This window comes from Streptomyces sp. TLI_55 (assembly GCF_900206255.1).
In the GTDB taxonomy this organism is placed as follows: domain Bacteria; phylum Actinomycetota; class Actinomycetes; order Streptomycetales; family Streptomycetaceae; genus Streptomyces; species Streptomyces aquilus.
In genome coordinates, this window is the sequence record NZ_OAOJ01000001.1 from 6922149 (window position 1) to 6941025 (window position 18877).

Genomic DNA, 18877 nt, shown 5'->3' on the forward strand with positions numbered 1-18877 from the left:
GCAGAATGGTCCGCATGACCGTTTACTGCGCTGTGCTGGACGATTACCAGGGCGCCGCCCTCACCCTGGCCGACTGGAGCGGCCTCGACGGCCGGGTCGAGGTGCGGGCGTTCCGAGAACACATCGCCGACCGGGACAAGTTGGTCGCCGAGCTCGCCGACTGCGAGATCGTCGTCGCCATGCGGGAGCGCACCCCGTTCGACGCCGACCTGCTGAGCCGGCTGCCGAAGCTGCGGCTGCTGGTGACCACCGGGATGCGCAACGCCTCCATCGACCTCGCCGCGGCCACGGCCCAGGGCGTCACCGTCTGCGGTACGGCGAGCAGTTCGACCCCGCCCGTCGAGCTCACCTGGGCGCTCCTGCTCGGCCTCGCCCGGCACGTCACCACCGAGAGCCGCGCCCTGCGCGACGGTGGGCCGTGGCAGTCCACCGTCGGGCAGGACCTGCACGGCCGCACCCTCGGCCTGCTCGGGCTCGGCAAGATCGGCAGCCGGGTTGCCAGGGTGGCCGCCGCCTTCGGAATGGAGGTAGTGGCGTGGAGCCGGCACCTCACCGCCGAGCGGGCCGCGGAGGAAGGGGTCCAACTCGCCGACAGCAAGGAGGACTTGCTGCGGTGCAGCGACTTCGTCTCCGTCCACCTCGTGCTGTCCGACCGCACCCGCGGCCTGCTCGGCGAGCCGGAACTGCGTGCCATGCGCCCGCACGCGTTCCTGGTCAACACCTCCCGCGCGGCGATCGTCGACCGGGACGCGCTCCTGCGGGCGCTGCGCGAGGGCTGGATCGCCGGCGCCGGCCTCGACGTCTTCGACACCGAGCCGCTGCCCGCCGACGACCCCCTGCGCACCCTCCCGAACGTGCTGGCCACGCCCCACCTCGGCTATGTCACCGAGCGCAACTACCGTACGTATTACCGGGAAGCGGTGGAGGACATCGCCGCGTACCTGGATGGCAGCCTGGTGAGAGTCTTGAACTAGCGCCCGCCCCTTCGCGCCTCGAACCAGCGCCCGAGCCGCCCCGACGTACCCCCACCCCCACGCGCCCTGAACTACCGCCCAGGCGCCCGTCGTACCCCCGTCGCCGCCAGCAGTGCCCCCAGTACGCACAGCACTCCCGCGACCAGTACCGACGTGTGCACGCCGTTCATGAAGGCCTGGTGGCCGGCCTCGGCGACCGCCGACTTGAGGTGCGTCGGCATCTCGGCGGAGACGGGGGCCGCGCCCATGGCCACCGCGTCCTTCGCCTCGGCGAGGCCGTTCGCCGCGTCGGCGGGGACGCCGACGGAGGTCAGTTCGTCCGTCAGCGTGGCGCCGACGCGGCTGGTGATGAGGGAGACCAGCACGGACGTACCGAGCGCGCCGCCGATCTGGAGCGCGGTCGCCTGGAGGCCGCCGGCCACGCCACCGTCCTTCACCGGCGCGTTCCCGACGATCGCGTCGGAGGAGGACGCCATCACCATGCCGACGCCCAGGCCGAGCGCGATGAACGGCGGCCACATGGTGGTGTACGACGAGTCCGCGCCCCAACTCAGCATCGTGAAGCAGGCGATCGCCTGGAGGGCCATGCCCAGCGGCATCGTCAGACGCGGGCCGAAGCGGTCGGTGAGCGCCGCGCCCAGCGGGGACGCCACGACCGAGGCCAGGCTCAGCGGCAGGGTGCGGACACCGGCCTCCACGGGGGAGAACCCGCGCACGTTCTGCAGGTACAGCATCACGAAGAAGATCACACCGAGCAGCACGAAGAAGTTCAGCGCGGTGATGACCGTGCCGATCGTCAGCGCCGGGTTGCGGAACAGCCGCATCGGCAGCAGCGGGGACGCCACCCGGGTCTCGTACCAGCCGAAGAGCAGCAGGAGCAGCACGCCCGCCGCCATCGCGCCCAGCGTGCCGCCCGAAGTCCAGCCCCACGTCTCGCCCTTGACGACGCCGAACACGACGGCGAGCAGGCCCAGCGCGAGGAGGGCGACACCGACGATGTCGAACTTCTCGTCCGCGGCAGCGGAGTTGCGGCTCTGCGGCAGGACCGCCGCGCTGTAGACGATCGCCACCACGCCGATCGGGGCGTTGATGTAGAACACCGACTCCCAGTTGACGTGCTGGACGAGCAGGCCGCCGACGATGGGGCCGAGCGCCGTCGACACCGAGGAGACCATCGCCCAGATGCCGACCGCCATGCCGAACTTCTTCGGCGGGAACACCGCGCGCAGCATGCCCAGGGTGTTCGGCATCAGCAGCGCGCCGAAGAAGCCCTGGAAGGCGCGGAAGACGATGACGCCGGTGATCGAGCCGGACAGGCCGATCGCGACGGACGCGGCGGTGAAGCCCGCGACGCCGATCAGGTAGAAGGTGCGGCGGCCGAAGCGGTCGCCGAGCTTGCCGCCCAGGATCAGGGCCGCGGCGAGCGCCAGCAGATAGGAGTTGGTGACCCACTGGAGGTCGGCCGTGGAGGCGCCCAGATCCCGGCCGATCTCCGGGTTGGCGATCGAGACGACCGAACCGTCGAGGCCGACCATGAAGAGGCCGAAGGCGACGGCTATGAGGGTCAGCCAGGGGTTGGCGCGCGGGCCGCCCGGCGTCGTGGCGGTGGGGGCGTCCATGGAAGTGGTCATGGTGTCGGAGGGCATGGCTGTGCCTGTCCTTCGTGAGGGCGGGAGTGATCAGCGGGCGTGGGTGTGGAGCTGTCCGCTGAGCGACTCCAGTGCCCCCAACGCCGAGCCGAGGGCCTCCAGTTCGCCGTCGGTGAGGGCACGCAGGGCGCGCGTGAGATGGGCGCCCTTCAGCCGGTTGACCTCGGCCAGCCGCTGCCGGGAGGTCGGGGTGAGATGCAGATGCGCGACCCGCTTGTCGGCTGGGTCCGGCCGGCGCTCCAGCATGCCCTGCTCGGTCATCTGCGTGACGAGCGCGCTGACGTTGTTCGGCTTCATCAGCAGGGCGTCCGCGGTCTCGCGTACGGTCACGCCCTCGTGCGCCTCGACATGGCGCAGCAGCGCGAGCTGGGCCTCGGGGGGCTTGGGGTGCGGGAAGTCCTGGTCGACCTGGCGGTCCAGGGCCCGGTAGAGGGCGGGCAGGCACGCCGCGAGGCCTGCGGCCACGTGGTCGATGTCCTGGCGCATACGAGGAGAATAGATATGGACAGATACCTATGTCAACATAGGTAATCGCCCTCGGGCACGCGTGTGGGGCGACCCCTGAGGATCGCCCCACACGGACTCATGGAGTCAGAAGGCTCAGACCAGGTCGAAGCGGTCCGCGTTGGAGACCTTGACCCACGCCGCCACGAAGTCCTTCACGAACTTCTCCTTGGCGTCGTCGCTCGCGTACACCTCGGCCAGCGCCCGCAGCTCGGAGTTCGAGCCGAAGACCAGGTCGGCACGGGTGCCGGTCCACCTGACCTCGCCGGTGGCGTCGTCGCGGGACTCGAAGACCGTCTGGTCCTCCGACACGGCGGTCCAGGTCTGGCCCAGGTCGAGCAGGTTGACGAAGAAGTCGTTCGTCAGCTTGCCCGGGGTCTTCGTGAAGACGCCGTGCGCGGTGTTCTGGTAGTTGGCGCCCAGGACGCGCAGACCACCGACGAGGGCGGTCAGCTCGGGGGCGCTCAGGCCCAGCAGGTTGGCCCTGTCGAGCAGCAGGTACTCGGCCGGCAGGCGGTTGCCCTTGCCCAGGTAGTTGCGGAAGCCGTCGGCGGTGGGCTCGAGCGCGGCGAAGGACTCCGCGTCCGTGTGCTCCTCCGTGGCGTCCACACGGCCCGGGGCGAACGGCACCTCGATGTCGAACCCGGCGTCCTTGGCGGCCTTCTCCACGGCGGCGGCACCGCCGAGGACGATCAGGTCGGCGAGGGAGACCTTCTTGGCACCGGTGTTGAACCCGGCCTGGACGCCCTCCAGGACGCGCAGCACCTGGGCCAGCTCGTCGGGCTCGTTGACCTCCCAGCCGGCCTGCGGCTGGAGGCGGATACGGGCACCGTTGGCGCCGCCGCGCTTGTCGCTGTTGCGGTACGTCGAGGCCGACGCCCACGCGGTGGACACCAGCTGCGAGACCGACAGACCCGAGTCGAGCAGCTTGGCCTTGAGCGCCGCGACGTCGGCGGCGTCGATGGGCTCGCCCTCGGCCTCCGGCAGCGGGTCCTGCCACAGCAGGGTCTCCGCCGGGACCTCCGGGCCGAGGTACAGCGACTTCGGGCCCATGTCACGGTGGGTCAGCTTGTACCAGGCGCGGGCGAAGGCGTCCGCGAACTGGTCGGGGTTCTCGTAGAAGCGGCGCGAGATCTGCTCGTAGACCGGGTCGAAGCGCAGCGACAGGTCGGTGGTGAGCATCGTCGGGAGCTTCTTCTTCGACGCGTCGTGGGCGTCGGGGATGATCGCCTCGGCGTTCTTGGCGACCCACTGGTGGGCGCCGGCCGGGCTGGTCGTCAGCTCGTACTCGTACTCGAAGAGGTTCTTGAAGAACCCGTTGCTCCACTGGGTCGGCGTGGCGGTCCAGGTGACCTCCAGGCCGGACGTGATCGCGTCGCCGCCCTTGCCGGTGCCGTAGGTGCTCTTCCAGCCGAGGCCCTGGGCCTCGATCGGGGCGGCCTCGGGGTCGGCGCCCACGTTGTCGGCGGGGCCGGCGCCGTGGGTCTTGCCGAAGGTGTGGCCACCGGCGATGAGGGCGACGGTCTCCTCGTCGTTCATCGCCATCCGGCGGAAGGTCTCACGGATGTCGCGAGCCGCGGCGACCGGGTCCGGGTTGCCGTTGGGGCCCTCGGGGTTGACGTAGATCAGACCCATCTGGACCGCGCCGAGCGGGCTCTCCAGCTCACGGTCGCCCGTGTAGCGCTGGTCGTCGAGCCAGACCTTCTCGGGACCCCAGTAGACGTCCTCCTCCGACTCCCAGACGTCCTCGCGGCCGCCGCCGAAGCCGAAGGTCTCGAAGCCCATGGACTCCAGCGCCACATTGCCGGCGAGGATCATCAGGTCGGCCCAGGACAGGCTCTGGCCGTACTTCTTCTTCACCGGCCACAGCAGACGGCGGGCCTTGTCCAGGTTGCCGTTGTCCGGCCAGCTGTTCAGCGGGGCGAAGCGCTGCTGGCCGGCGCCGGCGCCGCCGCGGCCGTCGCTGATGCGGTAGGTGCCCGCGCTGTGCCAGGCCATACGGATCATGAACGGGCCGTAGTGCCCGAAGTCGGCCGGCCACCAGTCCTTGGAGTCCGTCAGGACCTCGGCGATGTCCTGCTTCACGGCCGCGAGGTCCAGGGACTCGAACGCCGCCGCGTAGTCGAACTCCTCACCGAGCGGGTTCGCCACGGCGGGGTTCTTGGCCAGGATCTTCAGGTTGAGCCGCTCCGGCCACCACTGGCGGTTGCCACCGCCCTGGGTGGGGTGCAGGGCGCGGTCGTGCGCCACGGGGCACTTGCCCTCGGGGGCGGCGTTGCTCTCAGACATGGGGGAATCCTTCCGGACGGGGCGGATCGTTGGAGCTCAGGGACTGCGTGGTCTTCAGGAACTGCTGGTGGTCGTCAGGAACTGCTGGTGGACGAACAGGCGGGGCACAGGCCCCAGTAGATGACCTCGGCCTCGTCGACCGTGAAGCCGCGGTCGTCCTGTGCGGTCAGACAGGGGGCGTGACCGACCGCGCAGTCGACGTCGACGACGACACCGCACGAACGGCACACCAGGTGGTGGTGGTTGTCGCCGACGCGACCCTCGAACCGGGCCGGGCTGCCCGGCGGCTCGATACGGCGGACGAGTCCGGCCGTGGTCAGCGCGTGGAGCGCGTCGTACACGGCCTGAAGCGATATGTGGCCGACCCGGTCGCGCACCCCCTCGGCGATCATCTCGACACCGAGGTGGTCCCCGGCGCGGACGGTCTCCAGCAGGGCGACCCGGGCGGCCGTCACCCGCAGGCCGGCACCGCGCAGCTCATCGGCGGGAGTCGGGGGCTGGGGTGCAGTCATGCGGGACAACCTACCCCCGTAAACACGAATAGTTCAAGAAAAGGAATCCTCCCAGTTTGATGGCGCGCACCTTGATCGCAGGAAAACCCTTGGGGTCACTGGGATGCGCCGGGGTGTGTTGCTCGCGGCCCTGGTGCGGTGGGGGAGATCGGCCGCGCCCTCACCGCCGTATCGCGCGCCTCACCCCCAGCGCCGCCCCCAGCACCCCCGCCGCGGCCAATCCGCTCCCCGCCCAGGCGAGGGCCTGGACTCCGCGGCCCGGAGGGGCCGGGCGGGTGTCCGGGGCCACTCCGTATGCGCTGCCGTACGTGGCACCGTCCCCGCCCGGGAGGCCCACCGCCAGCAGCTCCGCCAGGTGGACGCCCTCGTGGCCGCCGCTGTCGAACTCGGCCACCTGGGTGCGGCAGCTGAAGCCGTCGGCCAGCACCACCGTCTCCGGTGCCGCGTCCCGCAGTCTCGGCAGCAGGACGCGTTCCGCGCACGCCTCGCTGACGTCGAGATGCCCCCGCTCGAAGCCGAAGTTCCCGGCCAGCCCGCAGCACCCGGAGTCCAGCCGCTCGGCGTCGACGCCGGCGCGGCGCAGCAGCTCGGCGTCGGCGTCCCAGCCGAGGACCGCGTGCTGGTGGCAGTGCACCTGCGCCAGGGCGTGCGCGGAACGCTCCGGGACCTGCGGGGGCTCGTAGCCGGGGGAGTGCTCGGTCAGCAGCTCCGCGAGCGTCACCGTCTGGTCGCGCAGCCGCCGTACGTCCCGGTCGCCGGGGAACAGGTCGTGCGCGTCCGAGCGGAACACCGCCGCGCAGCTCGGTTCGAGCACGACCACCCGCCCACCGTCCCGCACATGCGGCGCGAGGTGCCGTACGGTACGACCCAACACCCGCTCGGCGACGCCGAGTTGCCCGGTGGAGATCCACGTCAGCCCGCAGCACAGCGGCTCGGTGGGCAACTCCACGCGCCAGCCCGCGTGTTCCAGCAGGGCCACGGCGGCCCGGCCGACGTGCGGATGGAAGTGGTTGGTGAAGGTGTCCGGCCACAGCAGGACACTTCCGCGCGCGCCGTCGCCGTACGGCTCATGGCGCGCGAACCACTGCTGGAGCGTCTCGGAGGCGAACAGCGGGATCTCACGGTTCTCGACACCGGCCGCGGCGACCGCCGCACGCGAGAGGAGCGGTGTGTGGGTGAGGGCGTTCACGGCCGGGGCCACGCGCGAGCGGCCCACGGCCTGTGCGAGCAGCGGCAGCCAGCCCATCGACAGATGCGCGCGCGGACGCCGCCACCAGCGGCCCTCGTAGTGGTGGGACAGGAACTCCGCCTTGTACGTCGCCATGTCGACGTCGGCCGGACAGTCCCGCTTGCAGCCCTTGCAGGCCAGACACAGGTCGAGCGCGTCGTGCACCGCCTGCGAACGCCAGCCGTCCTGGACCGCGCTGTCGCCATGACCGTCGAGCATCTCGAACAGCAGCCGCGCCCGGCCGCGCGTGGAGTGCTCCTCCTCCCGCGTGACCTGGTACGACGGGCACATCACCGAGTCGTCGGTGGTGAGTTGGCGGCATTTGCCCACGCCCACACAGCGGTTGGCCGCCTGGGCGAACGAGCCGCCGTCGTCCGCGAATGCGAAGTGCAGGTCCCGGGGAGCGTACGGCGCCCAGTCGGCGCCGAGACGGAGGTTCTCGTCGAGGCGGTACGGGGCCACGACCTTCCCGGGGTTCATCCGGTTGAGCGGGTCGAAGGCGCCCTTCAACTCGTTGAAGGCACCGACCAGTTGGTCCCCGAACATCCGGGGCAGCAGCTCGCCCCGGCTCTGCCCGTCGCCGTGCTCGCCGGAGAACGAACCGCCGAACTCCGCCACCAGATCGGCCGCCCGTTCCATGAACCTGCGGTAGGCGGCCACCCCGTCCGCGGAGTACAGGTCGAAGGGGATGCGGGTGTGCACGCAGCCCTGCCCGAAATGGCCGTACAGGCTCGGGCCGGTGTCGCTCAGATACCCGAACTCCGCGTACAGGCCCCGCAGTCGACGCAGATAGTCGCCGAGCCGGTCCGGCGGGACCGCCGAGTCCTCCCAGCCCTCGAAGGTGTCGGGGTGGCCCGGGATGTGCGCGGTCGCGCCGAGGCCGGCCTCGCGGACCTGCCACAACTCCGCTTCGCGGGAAGGGTCGTCGAAGAAGGCGACCGTCGGGTCGTGCTCGGACTCGTGCAGCCCGTCCAGCATCCGGTGCGCGTGCTCGTCGGCCTCCTCGGCCGTCTCCCCGCCGAACTGGACCATCAAATAGGCGTCGCCCTCCGGGAGTTCGGCGCGCGCCTTCGGGTTGAGCCGCTTGATCCGCTCGTCCCGGATCAGCAGCGAGTCGACACCCTCCAGGGCGAGCGGCTCGTACGGCAGGATCTCCGGTACGGCGTCGGCGGCCGCCTCGATGTCCGGGAAGCCGAGCACGACGAGTGTCTGCTCTTTGACGACCGGTACCAGTTCGAGTTCGGCGCGCAGGACGGTCACCAGCGTCGACTCGCTGCCGACGAGCAGGCCGGCGACGTCGAAGCCGTGCTCGGGGAGGAGGGAGTCCAGGTTGTAGCCGGAGACACGGCGGGGGATGTCCGGGAAGCGGCGGCGGATCTCGTCGGCGTGCGTGTCACGAAGGGCCCGCAGGCGCCGGTAGAGGGTGGCGCGGAGGTCACCCTGGCGCTCGATGGCCGCGTACTCGTCGTCGCTGGTCGCCCCGCACCAGAACCGGGTGCCGTCGTAGAGCAGCACTTCGAGGCGGACGATGTTGTCCACGACCTTGCCGTACGCCTGGGCCGTGGCGCCGCAGGAGTTGTTGCCGATCATGCCGCCGATCGTGCAGTTGGCGTGCGTGGCGGGCTCCGGGCCGAAGCGGAGGCCGGTGGGCGCCAGTTGGCGGTTGAGCTCGTCCAGGACTATGCCGGGTTGGACGATGCAGGTGCGGGTTCTGGGGTCTACGGATTCGATGCGATGGCAGTACTTCGACCAGTCGATGACGATCGCGGTGTTCGTGCACTGGCCGGCGAGGCTCGTCCCGCCGCCGCGGGAGAGCACGGGGGCGTCGTACTCGCGGGCGACGGCCACGGCCTCGGCGGCGGCCTCGGGGGTACGGGGGACCACGACGCCGATCGGGGTCTGGCGGAAGTTGGAGGCGTCGGTGGAGTAGGCGGCCCGCGACCCGGCGTCGAAGCGGACCTCGCCGTTTATGCGGTGGCGGAGGGTTGATTCGAGGGTGGGCATGTACGGCCGGGTACCCACTCCTGCAGTTCGGTGCGCTGAGAAGGTGCCTCCTGCAGCTGGCGTGCTGAATATCCGGGTCGGTCGCCTACGGGCGCTTTCAGCCGGTGTCGAGACGGCGATCGTGCTCGGCCCTTCGGGCCTCCGCGCGTTCGCCGTCTCGACACCGGCGCGCCCTTCGGCTCCCTCCCGGCCGGTGGCCCGCAGACAGTGAGCCTTGGTGGGCCTGTGCTGTGGGATCGGGCGCAGGGGTTCTCTACGCGTCCGGCGTGACCGGGTGCTCCGTTGTTGCCTGCGGCATCAGTGCGCGCATCGCCTCGCACTGGGCCGGGCCTATGAAGCGGGCCAGGCCGTCCTTCACCGTCTCGGCGAGGGTGGTGGAGGCGTCTTTCAGGAGGCCCCGGGCCTTCTCGGTCAGGGCGACCTCGACCCCCCGCTTGTCGCCGCAGACGGACTGGCGGGTGACCAGGCCCGCGTGCTGGAGGCAGGCGATCTGGTAGGTGAGGCGGGTCTTGGGGCGGCCCAGGAGCTCGGCGATGCGGGTCATGCGCAGGGCCTCGCCGGGGTGTCCGGCCAGCAGGCACAGGATCAGGAACTCGTCGTGGGAGACGTCCAGCCGCGCCTTGACCACGGAACGCAGCTCCTGCTCGACGGCCCCGGTCGCGGCCAGCATCAGCATCCAGGCGTGCAGCTCCGGGGGGAGCAGTCCGTCGCCTGTGGAGGAGGGGCAGTCGGAGTGGTCGGAGGGGGTGGTGGAGTCGGCGGCCATGGGTTCCAGTGTATCTGTTGTTCAATTTTGGAATAGCGACTACGGTGACTCTGTCATCCAAATTTGGACTACAGGATCGCAGGAGGAAAAACCATGACCGTTGCCGTGGAGACCGGGACCTGGCAGCTCGACGCCGCCGCCTCGACCGTCGGGATCAAGCACAAGACCATGTGGAACCTGGTGACCGTCAAGGGCACCTTCGGTGCCGTGAACGGGCAGGGTGAGGTGAGGGCCGACGGGTCCGCCGTGGGCACCCTGACGCTGGACGTCGCCGCCCTGGACACCAAGAACGCCAAGCGGGACGCACACCTGAAGGGCGCCGACTTCTTCGACGCCGACAACCACCCCGAGATCACCTTCGCCGTGCGCAGCGCCGAGTTGCGTGACGGGGAGAAGGTTCATGTGATCGGTCAGCTGACCGTGCGCGGCATCAGCCGTCCCCAGTCCTTCACCGCCCGGCTCGTGGGCGCCGACGCCGACGCGCTCACGCTGGACGCCGAGTTCTCCGTGGACCGGGAGCAGTTCGGCATGGGCTGGAACCAGCTGGGCATGATCCGCGGCCTCACGACGGTGTCCGCGACGCTCCGGTTCACCAGGACGGCAGGCTGACGTAGGTGGTCGACAGGGTCTGGGGGGTGGAGGTGAAGGCGCGCAGGCGTAGATGCGCGCCGGCCCTGGGGATGACGTACCGGCCGCCGTACGGGATGGTGGGCGGCCCGAGGTCGTAGCTCGCCGTGGTGTGCGGCGGGAGGCTCTTCGGGCCGTGGACGATGCGCCAGTAGCGGCTCATTCCCTGGCCCGTGGTGAGCATGAAGTGGGGGGTGAGGGCGGTCCCGGACGTGTTCGTGACCGTCACGTGCAGGCGGGAGGCGGTGACCGGGCGGGAGCGGTGCAGGGCCGTGACCTGCATGCGGAGGGGTGGTTCGCCCGTGGCCGCGAGCGTGGCGGCCAGCAGGGCCGGAGTGAGGGCCAGGGCGGCGAGGGTGATCCGGGTGCGGCGGGTGCCCAGGCGTGGCTGCCAGGCCTGCGCGAACTCCGACGTCGGTGCCGTGATCGCTGAGGCCAGCCACAGGGGTGTCATCATCAGGTAGTACCCGTCCTGCGAGCGCGTCGCCAGGAAGAAGGCGCACCAGGGCAGGACCGTCGCCGTGGGGCCGAGGCGGCGGACGAAGAGCACGAAGACGGTGAAGAGGCCCGCCGCCAGCAGCAGGCTCGCGTGGGAGTACCAGTCGAGACGGTCGCTGCCGTTCGTGAGGTACAGGGACACGTCCACCAGGCCCTGGCCGTGCAGCACCGCTCCCTGCGTGAGGGGGAGGGCGATGCCGTGGAGCCAGGCGGCCGGTTCGCTCACGATGAAGTACGTGTTGAGCAGGAGCCATGCGAGGGCCGCGGTGCCGGTGAAGCGGAGGAGGAGCAGGGCCGCCCGGCGGGGGCCCAGTTCGCCGCGGCGTACGGCGTAGAGGCCGGCCAGCAGGAACGGGGCCAGGAACCACGGGAGTTGCTGTGCCGCGCAGGCCGCGCCGAGGCAGGCGGCCCGTGCCAGGCCGGACGCGCCCAGGCGGTCGCCCTGTCCGATCCGCGGCCAGGCCACCACCACCGGGACCAGCAGGGCCAGGGCCACGATCGCCGGGTAACCGAGCCTCGCGTACTGGGGGAGGAAGCCGAAGCCCAGGAAGACCATGGTCGCCGCCGGGCGCCAAGGGGTCGGCAGCATGCGCCACAGCAGCACGGCGCCGATGACCAGTGCCCCTGTGCTGACCGCCGTCGCCGGGGCCGCGCCGTGGCCCAGCCCCAGCAGGGGCGCGGTCAGGAGCGGGGCGAGCGGCGGGTAGCCGTACGTGAGGTCGTAGGTGCCGGTGACCGTGGGGGTGAGGGCGACCGTGTGGTCGAACAGCCAGGGCCACGGCCTGCCGTACACCGGATGGCCCGCCGCCAGTTCCTTGGCCGCCTGGGTCGTCAACTGGGCCTCGTCGCTGCCCTGGTGGAGCAGCACCCAGGCGCACAGCGTCAGGGTCACCGCCGTCAGCAGGATCAGCAGGTCCAGGCGGGCCAGGGAACGGTGGCGGCGGACCGTCAGGGCCAGGACGCCGCAGATCAGGATCGAGGCGTAGCAGACCGAGATGACCGCGGCCACCGCCGGGCGGTGCGAGGCGGCCTGTGTCCACACCGCGCGCGTGCCGATGAACAGGCTGATGTCGGCGAGGAGGGTGAGGACGCGGTGCCATTGCGCCGGAGGGTCTGACGCCGGGTGTTCCGGGGCGGCGGACACCGCCGACTGCGTCCGCCGGCCGGGTGTCAACGGCTTCGTGTCTGCCAAGTGCACGGCACGAGAACGTAATCGGGCCCGGTGAGGTGGGTGGTGGTGGAGGTGAAGAGTCCGGTGTGAGATCGGTAAAAAAGTGTGGTCAGTAGACATCTCGTACATATCGCTTGGCAGCGGCGAGCTGCTTCACGTACGCCGTCGCCTCGTCCTCGGTCAGGCCGCCGTGTGCGGCCGCGATGTCCCTGAGGGCCCGGTCCACGTCCTTCGCCATCCGGGAGGCGTCGCCGCAGACGTAGAGGTGGGCGCCGTCCTGGAGCCACCGCCACAGCTCGGGGCCGTGTTCGCGCATCCGGTCCTGGACGTACACCTTCTGGCGCTGGTCGCGGGAGAAGGCGGTGTCGAGGCGGGCGAGGGTGCCCTCGGCCAGGAGCTCGGTCAGCTCGTCCTCGTAGTAGAAGTCGCTGGCGCGGTGCTGTTCGCCGAAGAACAGCCAGTTGGGGGCACGGTGGCCGAGCGCGCGGCGCTCCTGGAGGAAGCCCACGAAGGGGGCGACGCCGGTGCCGGGGCCCACCATGATCATGGGCGTCGTCGCGTCCGCGGGCGGACGGAAGTGCGGGGAGGACTGCACGAAGACCGGTACCTCCGTGCCGGGGGCCGCGTCCGCGAGGAACGGCGAGCAGACCCCGCCGCGCGGTGTGCCGTGCAGGTTCTCGTACCGGACCACGGAGACCGTGAGTGAGACCAGGTGCGGGTCGGCCAGCGGGCTCGACGATATGGAGTACAGACGGGGCTGGAGTTTCTTGAGCACCGTCGCCCAGTCGGCCGCGCTCGCGCGGACCGGGTGCTCGGCCAGGACGTCGACTGCCTGACGTCCCCAACTCCACTGCGCCAGACCGTCCTTGTTGTCCGGGCGCAGCAGGTGGCGCAACTCCCGGTCGTCACGGGTGTGTTCGGCGACGAAGCGGAGGAAGTCGGGAGTGATGCGGGTGATGTCCAGGTGGCGGTGCAGGGCCTCGGCGAAGGGGAGTTCGCCGACTCCCGGGACGGATACGGGGGTTGAGCCGTCGACTCCGGTCGTCGCCAGCCATTCCTCCGCCAGGGCCGGGGAGTTGACCGGACGGACGCCGAGTGCGTCGCCCGCCTCGTAGGTGAGGGGTGTGCCGCTCGTGTCGAAGGTGAACCGCCGTACCTCCTTGCCCGCGCCGGGCAGGCTCAGCAGCCGGTTGCCGACCAGGCGGGCCGTGGTGGGGGCGGGCCTGGCCGTGCGTGTCTTCGGTCGCGGAGGCGCCTGCTGTGGTGCCTCGGTGGTGCCCAGCGCGGACAGCACCTGGTCCAGCCAGGCGTCCGCGGTCGGCTCGTAGTCCGGTTCGCAGTCCGTGCGCGGGGCGAGACGGACCGCGCCCAACTCGTCCAGGCGGGCGTCCAGGCGGCGGCCGTGGCCGCAGAAGTCGTCGTACGACGAGTCGCCGAACGCCAGCACCGAGTACCGGACGCCGTCCAGGCGCGGGGCCTGCTCGGCGGTCAGCGACTCCCAGAAGCCGGAGCCGTTGTCGGGGGCGTCGCCGTCGCCGAAGGTGCTGGTGACGAGCAGCAGATCGGCGCCCTTCGGCAGGGTGCCGGGGTCGGCGTCGGCCATGCCGACGAGGGTGGCCCGGTGGCCGCTCGCGGCGAGCCGGTCGGCGATCGCGCCGGCGAAGTCCTCCGCGGTGCCGGTCTGCGAGGCCCACAGCACGACGATCTCCCGGCCGGGACGCGGGTCCTGGGGCTGCTCCCGGGGTGCCGGCGTCGCGCGTGAGTACATGCCGGCGAGGACGCCGTTCACCCACAGCGCGTGGTCCGGGCTGAAGGGCGCGTCCGGCGGGAGCACGGGGACGCCGGGGGCGCCGGAGCCGATGCCCGCGAGGAAGCCGGTGAGGTAGAGGCGCTCCTGTGCGCTGAGGACGGGTGGTGGGGCGGGGGGCAGGCCGAAGGGGGCGGCACCAGGGGCGGCGCCCGGGGTGACCGAGGTCGGCGTGACGGGGCTCGGGGCGATGGCGTCCGCAGGGGGCGCGGGTGTCGGCTCGTGGACCTTCGCCAGTGCCACCGCGCACACCTTGAACTCGGGCTGGAAGGAGATCGGGTCGACGGCGTCGCCGGTCACCGCGTTGACGCTCAGATACTCGCCGAACAGGTCGTTCCAGTGGAACGGCGCGAACACGCACCCCGGCCGGACCCGGTCGGTGACCACCGCGGGCAGCACCGCCCGGCCGCGCCGCGAGGCCACCTCCACCCCGTCGCCGTCGGCGATGCCGAGCGCCCGCGCGTCCTCGGGGTGCAGTTCCACGAACGGCCCGGGGTTCAGCTTGTTGAGCTTGGCGACCTTGCCGGTCTTGGTCAGCGTGTGCCACTGGTGCTGCACCCGGCCGGTGTTGAGCACGAAGGGGAAGTCGTCGTCCGGCAACTCGGCGGGCGGGAGATGCGGGCGGGCGTGGAAGACGGCACGGCCGGTCGGTGTCGGGAAGCGGAGCTCGCCGTTCTCGACGTACCGGATCGGGTTGCGGGCGGGGCCGTCCTCGGCGGCGGCCGGCCACTGGACGGGGGTGGAGCGCAGCCGCTCGTAGGTCACCCCGCGCAGGTCCCAGCCCGTGACGGGGTTCCAGGCGCGGCGGATCTCCTCGAAGACCTGCTCGGCGCTGTCGTACGAGAAGCCCTTCTCGTACCCCATCTCCCGGGCGACGGCCGCGATGATCCGCCAGTCCGCCATCGCCTCGCCGGGCGGGTCGGCGACGGGGGCGGTGAGGGTGAGGGTGCGCTCGCTGTTGACGAAGACGCCCTCGCCCTCGGTCCACATCGCGCCGGGCAGGACGACGTCGGCGTACGCGTTGGTCTCCGTGTCGGTGAACACGTCCTGCGTGACGACGAACTCGGCGGCCTCCAGGCCCTCGATGACGGTACGGCGATTGGCGACCGAGGCGACCGGGTTGGTGCAGATGATCCAGCAGGCCTTGATCTCGCCGTCGGCCATCTTCCGGAACATCTCGATGGTGCCCTTGCCGACGCCGTCCTTGCGGACGGTGCCCGGCGGCAGCTCCCAGAGGTCCTCGATGAACTCGCGCTCGGCGTCGACCAGGACGGACCGCTGGCCGGGGAGACCCGGGCCCATGTATCCCATCTCGCGGCCGCCCATCGCGTTCGGCTGGCCGGTGAGGGAGAACGGGCCGGAACCGGGACGGCAGATGGCACCGGTGGCGAGGTGCAGGTTGACCAGGGCGTTGGTGTTCCAGGTGCCGTGCGTGGACTGGTTGAGGCCCATGGTCCACAGGCTCATCCACTCACCGGCCGAGCCGATCAGCCGGGCGGCGGTGCGCAGGTCGTCCTCGGCCAGGCCCGTGAGCTCCGCGACGGCCGGTGGCGCGTAGTCGGCGAGGAACTCGGGCATCCCGTCCCAGCCCTCGGTGTGCGCGGCGATGAAGTCGGGGTCGGTGTCGCCGTTCGCGAGCAGCAGGTGCAGCAGACCGTTGAGGAGGGCGAGGTCGGTGCCCGGCTTGACCTGGAGGAACAGATCGGCCTTCGCCGCGGTCGCGGTACGCCTCGGGTCGACGACGATCAGCTTGGCGCCCGCCTTGACCCGCTCCATCATCCGCAGGAAGAGGATCGGGTGGCAGTCGGCCATGTTGGAGCCGATGACGAGGAAGACATCGGCCCGGTCGAAGTCCTCGTACGACCCCGGCGGCCCGTCGGCGCCCAGCGACAGCTTGTAACCCGCCCCGGCGCTCGCCATGCACAGCCGGGAGTTCGACTCGATCTGGTTCGTCCGCACGAACCCCTTGGCGAGCTTGTTCGCCAGGTACTGAGCCTCCAGGCTCATCTGCCCGGAGACATAGAAGGCGACGGCGTCCGGACCGTGCGTGTCGATGATCCGCCGGAGCCTGCGCGCGGTCTCGGAGACCGCGGCCGCCATCGGGGCGGGCACCGGCTCCTCGCCCCGCTCGTCCCTGACCAGCGCGGTGGTCAGCCGGCCCGGCGCGGCGAGCATCTCGGCCGTGGTGGCGCCCTTGGTGCACAGCCGCCCCGCGTTCGCCGGGTGCGCCTTGTCGCCGGTGGCCTTCAGGACGGTACGGCGGCCGTCCGGCCCCCTCCCGATGTCCAGCACGATCCCGCAGCCCACCCCGCAGTAGGAGCAGACCGAGCGGACCTGGGACGTGGGGGTGGTGGGGGTCACACGCTGCCCTTCCTCGGCGGACTGCTCATGCCCGAGAGCGTACGAATCGCCCATTACGCCGGTGTCACACGGCCTGATCACGAGGGATTACGTCGGACACACAGCGGTCCGCGGGCCGATGTGAGGGAGTGTGACGGTGGCGGTCCGTGTCGCTGTTGGGCCGAACGGGTGACTTGGCGTAAGAATTGGCTGGTGCAGGCAATGAAGGCGAGCGATTTCGGGGGGAGCCGGTGAACAGCCACGACGTCACCGATGAACAGTGGGAAGGGCTCGCCCAGGTCGTTCCGTTGCGGGGCCGGGACGCCTGGCCGTCCGCGGTGGGCCACCGGGCCATGCCGGAGGCGCCCACGGAACCGCGCCGCCGGTTCGTCGTCCTCCGCGTCAATGTGTTCGGGGACGCCCGCGAGGTCGCCGAGACGCTCATGGCGGGCATTCCGGTGCTGCTGGACCTGACCGGCGCGGAGGGCGAGACCGCCAAGCGGGTCCTCGACTTCAGTACGGGCGTCGTCTTCGGCCTGTCCAGCGGAATGCACCGGGTCGACCGAAACGTGTTCCTCCTGACCCCGCCCGGCACCGAGGTGAGCGGGTTGATGGAGGGGGCGGGGGCTTCGGGGGTGTGAGCGGGGCCCTCCGGGGCGACTGGGGTACGGGGGTGCGACGGGGTGACCGGGGCACCGGGGGGCTCCGGGGCGACCGGGGCACGGAGGCATGAGTGGGGTGCTCGGGGGCGACCTGGGCACCGGGGTGTGAGCGGGGCGTTCCGGGCCGCTGAGGCGCGGAGGCGTGAGCGAGGTGCTCCGGGGCGGTGCCGGCGTCGCTCGATCGTAGGAAGCGTGTCCGGGAGGAACGGTTCCGCCAGGGGCGGAGTCCTACCGTCCGGATATGGCCCTGTCCCCAGTGTTCTCAGCGTGTTCCGTGCCGTCGGTGTCCGGTCCCGTGGCGTCCGCCGATCCCGTGGTGCCGTCGCAGGGGCGGGCAAAGAACGCGGAAGCCTCCTCGGCGTTCCCGGCGTCCGGTGACCCCCGCTTGCTCCGCCCCCACCTCACCGAGCTGCGGCTCTCCGCCTTCGCCTCCCACCGCGGCGCCGCCTTCCCGCTGGGGCCGCTCACCCTGCTCGCCGGCCCCAGCGGCAGCGGCAAGACGAGCGCGCTGCGGGCGTACGAGGCGCTGGCCCGACTCGGCGGCGGGGCCGAGCTCGGCGAGGTCTTCGCCGACCCGCGGGCCTGGGTGCCGGAGCGGGCCCGGCCCGACGCCCAGCGGCGGCGCGGCTTCCGGATCGGCTGTACGGCGGACGGGCCCGAGGGTCCGGTACGGCTCGACGTCGCCGTCCAGGCCGAGCCCGACCTGCGGATCGTCGGCGAGCGGCTGACGTCCGGCGGCCTCGTCCTGCTGGAGACCGCGCTGCGCGACCCCGCACGCCGCGCCGTGCAGGCCGCCTGGCACACCGCCGGTACCACACCGGTGACCCGGGCCCCGCTGCCCGACGACCGGCTCGGCACCGCGCTGCTGCCGTTACGCGTCGCGGGCAAGACCGACGGGCAGCGGCGGGTGCTCGCCGCCGCCGAGCAGATGGTGGTCGCCCTGCGGTCGGTGTTCGCCTGTGATCCGCGCCCCGACCGGATGCGGCTGCCCGTCCCGATCGGCTCCGGTCGGCTGCTGGGCGGCTGCGACAACCTCGCCGATGTCCTGGGGCGCACCCGCGCGGAGTGCGGTCGGCGGCATGCGCAGTTCGTCTCGGCCGTGCGCGAGGGCTGCGCGGGATGGGTGGCGGACGTGCTGGCCGAGCCGCTCGGTGACGGCACGGTGCGGGCGGTGCTGGACCGCGGCGACGGCGTGCGTACGGCGCTCGGGCGGCTGGGCGACGGGGAGTTGAGGTATCTAGCCCTCGCCCTGGTGCTGTTCACCGGGCCCGGGGTGCTGGAGGTCGACCCGGCCGGTGAGGTGCCCGCGGCGATGCAGGCGCTGACGGTCCTCGCCGACGACGTCGACCGGCGACTGGACCCGCGGCAACGGGCCGAACTCCTGGGGCTGGCGGCCCGGATGTGCGAACGCGGGCACATCCGGTTGCTGGGGACGACGGCCGACGCGCGCTGGGCCGCCGGGACGGACGGGGTCACGGTGGTACACCTGGAGCCGTGACAGAGCATCTCGATGTGGCGGGGCTGCAGCGCAGGTTGGCCGAGTTCGCGGCCGTGCGGAACTGGCAGCCGTACCACACCCCCAAGAACCTCGTCGCCGCGCTCAGCGTGGAGGCTTCCGAACTGGTGGAGATCTTCCAGTGGTTGACGCCGGAGGAGTCGGCGCGGGTCATGGACGACGCCGACACCGCGCACCGGGTCACGGACGAGGTCGCCGACGTTCTCGCGTATCTGCTGCAACTGTGCGAGGTGCTGGGGATCGATCCGCTGGCGGCGCTGGACGCGAAGATCGACCGCAATGAGCGGAGGTTCCCGGCGCCGTGAGGGTGTGGGAGCGGACGCGAGGGTG

General features: G+C 71.5%; 13 protein-coding genes. 5 read left to right on the forward strand and 8 right to left on the reverse strand.

The features are described from left to right. Positions 1–14 precede the first annotated feature (14 nt). A complete protein-coding gene (locus CRP56_RS31925; protein WP_179851170.1) occupies positions 15–974 on the forward strand; it encodes a D-2-hydroxyacid dehydrogenase family protein in 960 nt (319 codons plus the stop codon). Between the two features lie 71 nt (positions 975–1045). On the opposite strand, the gene CRP56_RS31930 is transcribed toward CRP56_RS31925, so the two are convergent. The 6 genes from CRP56_RS31930 to CRP56_RS31955 form a co-directional block, all read right to left on the reverse strand. Beyond that, positions 1046–2620, reverse strand: a complete 1575-nt coding sequence (locus CRP56_RS31930) for an MFS transporter (protein WP_097269848.1) — start codon at positions 2618–2620, stop codon at positions 1046–1048. Between the two features lie 33 nt (positions 2621–2653). Continuing rightward, complete coding sequence (locus CRP56_RS31935; RefSeq protein ID WP_097269850.1) at positions 2654–3109, reverse strand: MarR family winged helix-turn-helix transcriptional regulator; 456 nt, start codon at positions 3107–3109, stop codon at positions 2654–2656. A 114-nt stretch (positions 3110–3223) separates the two neighbouring features. After that, complete coding sequence (katG, locus tag CRP56_RS31940) at positions 3224–5416, reverse strand: catalase/peroxidase HPI (RefSeq protein ID WP_097269852.1); 2193 nt, start codon at positions 5414–5416, stop codon at positions 3224–3226. Positions 5417–5490: 74 nt separating this feature from the next. Further along, positions 5491–5928: a Fur family transcriptional regulator gene (locus CRP56_RS31945; RefSeq protein ID WP_079309225.1), complete on the reverse strand. Its 438-nt coding sequence runs from the start codon at positions 5926–5928 to the stop codon at positions 5491–5493. Positions 5929–6088: 160 nt separating this feature from the next. Continuing rightward, on the reverse strand, positions 6089–9160 hold the full coding sequence (locus tag CRP56_RS31950; RefSeq protein ID WP_097274644.1) for an FAD-binding and (Fe-S)-binding domain-containing protein: 3072 nt from the start codon (positions 9158–9160) through the stop codon (positions 6089–6091). A 253-nt stretch (positions 9161–9413) separates the two neighbouring features. After that, the gene (locus tag CRP56_RS31955) at positions 9414–9926 is read right to left on the reverse strand and encodes a MarR family winged helix-turn-helix transcriptional regulator (RefSeq protein ID WP_097269854.1); all 513 of its coding nucleotides are present in this window, start codon (positions 9924–9926) and stop codon (positions 9414–9416) included. A 93-nt stretch (positions 9927–10019) separates the two neighbouring features. Between CRP56_RS31955 and CRP56_RS31960 the strand changes: the two genes are divergently transcribed. Beyond that, positions 10020–10535: a YceI family protein gene (locus tag CRP56_RS31960; RefSeq protein ID WP_097269856.1), complete on the forward strand. Its 516-nt coding sequence runs from the start codon at positions 10020–10022 to the stop codon at positions 10533–10535. On the opposite strand, the gene CRP56_RS31965 is transcribed toward CRP56_RS31960, so the two are convergent. Beyond that, the gene (locus tag CRP56_RS31965; RefSeq protein WP_373559699.1) at positions 10516–12249 is read right to left on the reverse strand and encodes a hypothetical protein; all 1734 of its coding nucleotides are present in this window, start codon (positions 12247–12249) and stop codon (positions 10516–10518) included. The genes CRP56_RS31960 and CRP56_RS31965 overlap by 20 nt on opposite strands. 82 nt (positions 12250–12331) lie before the next feature. Then, the gene (locus tag CRP56_RS31970; RefSeq protein WP_257041283.1) at positions 12332–16390 is read right to left on the reverse strand and encodes a bifunctional nitrate reductase/sulfite reductase flavoprotein subunit alpha; all 4059 of its coding nucleotides are present in this window, start codon (positions 16388–16390) and stop codon (positions 12332–12334) included. A gap of 230 nt (positions 16391–16620) precedes the next feature. Here CRP56_RS31970 and CRP56_RS31975 point away from each other — a divergent pair, with 230 nt between their 5' ends. From CRP56_RS31975 to CRP56_RS31985, 3 genes are all read left to right on the forward strand, one after another. Then, entirely contained in the window at positions 16621–17010 is a 390-nt protein-coding gene (locus CRP56_RS31975; protein WP_101924600.1) for a cell division protein SepF, read from the forward strand. 262 nt (positions 17011–17272) lie between these two features. Continuing rightward, on the forward strand, positions 17273–18529 hold the full coding sequence (locus CRP56_RS31980; RefSeq protein WP_257041284.1) for an AAA family ATPase: 1257 nt from the start codon (positions 17273–17275) through the stop codon (positions 18527–18529). Then, positions 18526–18852, forward strand: coding sequence for a nucleotide pyrophosphohydrolase (locus tag CRP56_RS31985; protein ID WP_097269864.1), 327 nt, complete (start codon positions 18526–18528; stop codon positions 18850–18852). Before CRP56_RS31980 ends, CRP56_RS31985 begins: the two co-directional genes overlap by 4 nt. Positions 18853–18877: the final 25 nt, after the last annotated feature.

Excerpts from the sequence above, each read along its gene's own strand:
- CRP56_RS31925 (WP_179851170.1), top strand. The coding sequence starts at position 15 with ATGACCGTTTACTGCGCTGTGCTGGACGATTACCAGGGCGCCGCCCTC.
- CRP56_RS31930 (WP_097269848.1), bottom strand. The coding sequence starts at position 2,620 with ATGCCCTCCGACACCATGACCACTTCCATGGACGCCCCCACCGCCACG.
- CRP56_RS31935 (WP_097269850.1), bottom strand. The coding sequence starts at position 3,109 with ATGCGCCAGGACATCGACCACGTGGCCGCAGGCCTCGCGGCGTGCCTG.
- katG (WP_097269852.1), bottom strand. The coding sequence starts at position 5,416 with ATGTCTGAGAGCAACGCCGCCCCCGAGGGCAAGTGCCCCGTGGCGCAC.
- CRP56_RS31945 (WP_079309225.1), bottom strand. The coding sequence starts at position 5,928 with ATGACTGCACCCCAGCCCCCGACTCCCGCCGATGAGCTGCGCGGTGCC.
- CRP56_RS31950 (WP_097274644.1), bottom strand. The coding sequence starts at position 9,160 with ATGCCCACCCTCGAATCAACCCTCCGCCACCGCATAAACGGCGAGGTC.
- CRP56_RS31955 (WP_097269854.1), bottom strand. The coding sequence starts at position 9,926 with ATGGCCGCCGACTCCACCACCCCCTCCGACCACTCCGACTGCCCCTCC.
- CRP56_RS31960 (WP_097269856.1), top strand. The coding sequence starts at position 10,020 with ATGACCGTTGCCGTGGAGACCGGGACCTGGCAGCTCGACGCCGCCGCC.
- CRP56_RS31980 (WP_257041284.1), top strand. The coding sequence starts at position 17,273 with ATGGCCCTGTCCCCAGTGTTCTCAGCGTGTTCCGTGCCGTCGGTGTCC.